This is a genomic window from Endozoicomonas sp. ONNA1, from assembly GCF_024606325.1.
Classification (GTDB): domain Bacteria; phylum Pseudomonadota; class Gammaproteobacteria; order Pseudomonadales; family Endozoicomonadaceae; genus Endozoicomonas_A.
Genome location: NZ_JAHHPN010000129.1, coordinates 1 through 4,709 on the forward strand (window position 1 = coordinate 1; position 4,709 = coordinate 4,709).

The window sequence follows — 4,709 nt, forward strand, 5'->3', positions numbered from 1 at the left end:
TAGCGAGGACGGCAGAAAATTGAGGATAAAAATTCGGTTTTGTGAGGAGAATAGCAAGCTATTTGACGAACAAAAGTGGATTTTTAGACCAATTTGCTGTCGCCGCAGCTATTCTCGGTCAGGCTCCTCAGGATCTCTGCACCCGTCCTGGTTCAGGACCCTTGGAATTGTTCAAGACATAAGGTTACGGAATTCACATGCTGGATCCCAAATACGTTCGCAGCAACCTCAATGAAGTGGCTGCCTTGCTTCGTAAAAAGCATTTCGAGCTGGATGTAGAACGACTGAACGCTCTGGAAGAGCGTCGCAAGTCCCTGCAGATTCACACCGAACAGCTTCAGAGCGAACGTAAGTCCGGGTCGAAGGAGTTCGGCAAGATTAAATCCCGGGGCGGTGATATCTCCGAACTCAAAGCGCGTATGGACCAGCTTTCTGTCGAGGTGAGAGAATCTGAACAAGAACTGTCAGCTTTGCAGGCAGAACTGAATGACTTGTTGCTGGGGATTCCCAACCTGCCCCATGAGTCGGTACCGGAAGGTGCTGATGAAGAAGACAATGTCGAAGTGCGTCGTTGGGGTACCCCGACGGATTTCCAGTTTGAGATCAAGGATCACGTGGATCTGGGTGAGCCTCTGGGTCTGGATTTTGAAACCGGCACCAAACTCTCTGGCGCACGCTTTACACTGATGCGTGGTGGCATTGCCCGACTGCATCGTGCCCTGGCTCAGTTTATGCTGGATGTGCAGGTTGAAGAACACGGCTATGAAGAGGTGAATACCCCGGCCCTGGTGCATGACACCGCTCTGCTGGGTACTGGTCAGCTGCCAAAATTCAGTGATGATCTGTTCAAAACGGAATGTGCTGAAGCTGAGAAACCCTTCTACCTGATTCCAACGTCTGAAGTGACCTTGACCAACGTAGTGCGTGAAAGCATTCTGGATACAGCTGAACTGCCACTGAAACTGACGGCTCATTCCTGCTGCTTCCGCAGCGAAGCAGGTAGCCATGGTCGTGATACCCGTGGTCTGATTCGCCAGCATCAGTTTGAAAAAGTGGAAATGGTTCAGGTGGTGCATCCGGAGAAGTCTTTTGAGGCACTGGAAGAGATGACCGGTCACGCTGAGGCTATTCTCCGGAAGCTGGGTCTGCCTTATCGTGTTGTCGCGCTCTGCGGTGGTGATCTTGGCTTTGGTGCTACCAAAACTTATGATCTGGAAGTGTGGCTGCCAGGTCAGGGCAAGTACCGTGAAATTTCTTCTGTCAGTAACTGTCTGGACTTCCAGGCTCGCCGTATGCTGGCCCGTTTCCGTAATCCGGAAACCGGCAAGCCGGAATTGCTGCATACCCTGAATGGTTCAGGTCTTGCGGTAGGCAGAACGCTGGTGGCTGTTCTGGAAAATTATCAGAATGAAGATGGTTCCATTAGAATTCCCCAAGTGCTTCAGCCTTACATGGGCGCGGTCACCGTTCTGGCCCGGTAATTCTCTTTGGGAACTGGCTTGGTTCAGAGCACCTTCAGGTGCTCTGGGTCGCGGGCTCCGAAACCAGGTTTTTCAACCAGCGTCTTGAGAATACCCGCAGGAGCACCATCAGGGCCTTGGACAGCTCTTCAAACAGACTGAAAATAAACACCAGATACAAGGGCAGTCCCCAGTATGCGGCGAGCCAGGCCATGGGGATACCAATCCCCCACATGGCAAAGGTGCTGATGATAGCGGTGGCTCTGACATCTCCCCCACTTCTCAGCAGGCCGATAATCCCCATCAGGTTGATTACCCGGATACACAAGCCAACACTGGCTACGATCATAGCCTCCTGAGCCATGGTCATGGTGGAGCCTTCAAACTTTCCGAACAGGGTCACCACATCCGTCCGGAAAACGATCAACAGAGTACCAATAACCAGCGCAATAAAGGGTGACATGATTAGCATGATCCAGCCTTGTCGCCAGGCTTTCTCAAAATGCCGGGCTCCCAATTCCTGACCCAGAATGATTGAGCCCCCCACACCGAATCCGATAAACAGTGAAATCAGGATGGCCTCAATGGAGGAGATGGCTGACATGATAGCTAATTCATTCACCCCAATACTGGCGTAGATTATGCTGTATATGATAAGGCCAAAAGCCCAGGAGCCATCCTGAAGTGCTATGGGAACACTGACTTTGAAATAGCGAACCAGTTCCGTCTTTTTCATACCCAGTTCAGCATCCCGTTTTTCGGGAATAAGATGGCTTCTGAATTGTTTGATGTACCTGAGTAGAAGGGCGGTCTGGAGAAATCTGGACAAGGTCGTCCCCCAGGCTGATCCGGCAACGCCCAGTTCCGGAAATCCAAAGTGGCCAAAAATCAGCACGTAGTTCAGGAAGACATTCACCAGAATGGCATAAAAGCCAATTCGGGTAGGTGTTCTGGCATCGCCAGACGCTCTCATTGCGGCTTCCAGAGGTACGACAATCGCCGTGCAGATAATGGAAGGAGCGGTAATCAGCAGGTATTCAATGGCCAGCCGGGTCAATTCCGGGTCTCCGGTTGAAAGGCCAATCACCACATCAGGCAACAGTATGTAGAAAGCTACGAAAGGTATCGTGACGAATACCGAGGTTAGTAGCGACTGTACCAGAGTTCTTCGCAAGCCCGCAGTATCGCCCGAGCCTATAAACTGGGAGGCCAGAATACTCATACCGCTACCCAGAGAGGCAGTCAGAATCAGGTTAAAGAAAAAGATTCGGTTACCCAGACCCACCGCTGCAACGGCCGTTTCACCCAGCTGGCCGACCATCAAAATATCGATGAGCCCGAGCACGGAAAACATCATGGATTGCAGGGAAACAGGCAGAGCGAGGTGCCAGAGTTTACGGAAAAACTCCCTGTCCGCACTAACACTCACTGAAGCGGATTTATTCATGCGGTTCCTGATAAAGAGGGTATGAGACTGTTCGGGATTCAGTCTTGAGTTATTCGGCGTAGATTATACGAACTAAAGTACTGCTCATCTGCCAGGGAATACCGAAACTACAGGGGGCATTGAGCTTTAAGGCTTTTAGAGTGCAGAGTGCTGAAAGAGCATAAGAGCATGTTAGAACTGTTCTGCTTTCTGGATGGAATAAGCATCAAATTTATTCTTATCAGAGCGAAAGTATTCACTGGTATAATAACGCCGGACAATGAGAGAGGAATGGGTTCAGGTTCGGTTGAGCCGCTCAGGAACCGTTTCCCGTGAACAATAATGATAACTGTAAGAGAGTCGTCCGAGTGGATTATTTGCCATTATTCCTCGAAGTTCGTGATCGTCCCTGTCTGTTGGTTGGGGGAGGGGACATCGCGTTGCGTAAAGCCAGGCTGCTGTCTGATGCGGGGGCAATGATTCAACTGGTAGCTCCCGAGATTCACCCGGACTTGATGACTTTGATCAATGCCGGAGATCATCACGTTCGGCAGAAAGTCTTTGAACCTTCTGATCTGGACGGCGTTTGTCTTGTTATTGCTGCCACTGATGAGCCTCAAGTGAACTCAGAAGTCGCCCGGCAGGCCAAGCTGCAAAACCTGTTCGTCAACGTAGTCGATGACGCCCAATCCGGTAATGCCGTGATGCCTTCTATTGTTGATCGCTCTCCTGTTATGGTGGCTTTCTCAACGGGAGGCAAAGCACCTGTCCTGGCCCGTATGTTGCGGCAGCAGTTGGAAGCCATTTTGCCGGCTGGCTATGGTCGGCTGGCTGAAATGGCCGGCCAGTTTCGTTCAAAGGTCTCTCAGAAGTTCAGCCGTATCAATGATCGCAGGTATTTCTGGGAGCGTGTGTTGACCGGGAATGCTGCTGAAAAAGCCATTTCCGGTGATGTAGAAGCAGCCCGATGTTTAATGGAAGAAGCACTGGCCTGCTCTGAGCCGGTGACGACAGGAGAAGTCTATCTCGTCGGTGGTGGGCCGGGTGACCCGGACTTGCTGACCTTCAAAGCACTGAGATTGATGCAGCAGGCTGATGTCGTGTTGCATGACCGACTGGTTTCGGAACAAGTGTTGTCACTTTGTCGCCGGGATGCGGATTACATTTATGTGGGCAAGAAGCGTGACCGGCACACCCGCCCTCAGGAAGAAATTAACCAGTTACTGGTCGATCTGGCCAAAGAAGGTAAGCGGGTGTTGCGTCTGAAAGGGGGAGATCCGTTTATTTTTGGTCGGGGAGGTGAAGAGATTGACACCCTGGCTGAAGAGAATATTCCTTTTCAGGTGGTGCCGGGTATTACCGCTGCATCCGGTTGTGCCAGTTATGCCGGCATTCCTCTGACCCACCGGGATCATGCTCAGTCTGTACGCTTTGTAACCGGTCATCTTAAAGACGACAGCTATGACCTGAACTGGCACGAAATGGCTGACCCTTCCCAGACTCTGGTGTTTTACATGGGGCTGATGGGGTTGCCAAGAATCTGTGAAGAGTTGCATAAACACGGGCGTAGTCCAGACACACCCATTGCTCTGATTGAGAAGGGAACCACTCAGAAACAAAGGGTATTCACCGGGTCTCTGGAGACCATCAGCAGTATTGTTGAAGGGAACGCTGTAACGGCTCCTACCCTGATAATTGTTGGTGATGTGGTACAGCTCCACGACAAGTTGAAATGGTTTAATCCAGAAACTAATTAAACTGCTTACTTGCAGCCTGTCGGACTTAAGGCTGTCCTACTGCGGTTGCAATAAATTGGTCTAAAA

General features: G+C 51.0%; 3 protein-coding genes. 2 read left to right on the plus strand and 1 reads right to left on the minus strand.

Annotation, left to right across the window (positions count from 1 at the left end; all coding sequences use genetic code 11):
• Positions 1-197: 197 nt before the first annotated feature.
• Positions 198-1,481: a serine--tRNA ligase gene (serS, locus tag KDK19_RS02970; protein WP_257254998.1), complete on the plus strand. Its 1,284-nt coding sequence runs from the start codon at positions 198-200 to the stop codon at positions 1,479-1,481.
• A gap of 34 nt (positions 1,482-1,515) precedes the next feature.
• Here serS and KDK19_RS02975 read toward each other — a convergent pair whose 3' ends face one another.
• Positions 1,516-2,907, minus strand: a complete 1,392-nt coding sequence (locus KDK19_RS02975; protein ID WP_257254997.1) for an MATE family efflux transporter — start codon at positions 2,905-2,907, stop codon at positions 1,516-1,518.
• 347 nt (positions 2,908-3,254) lie between these two features.
• On the opposite strand from KDK19_RS02975, the gene cysG reads away from it, so the two are divergent.
• Positions 3,255-4,643, plus strand: coding sequence for a siroheme synthase CysG (cysG, locus tag KDK19_RS02980; protein ID WP_257254999.1), 1,389 nt, complete (start codon positions 3,255-3,257; stop codon positions 4,641-4,643).
• Positions 4,644-4,709: the final 66 nt, after the last annotated feature.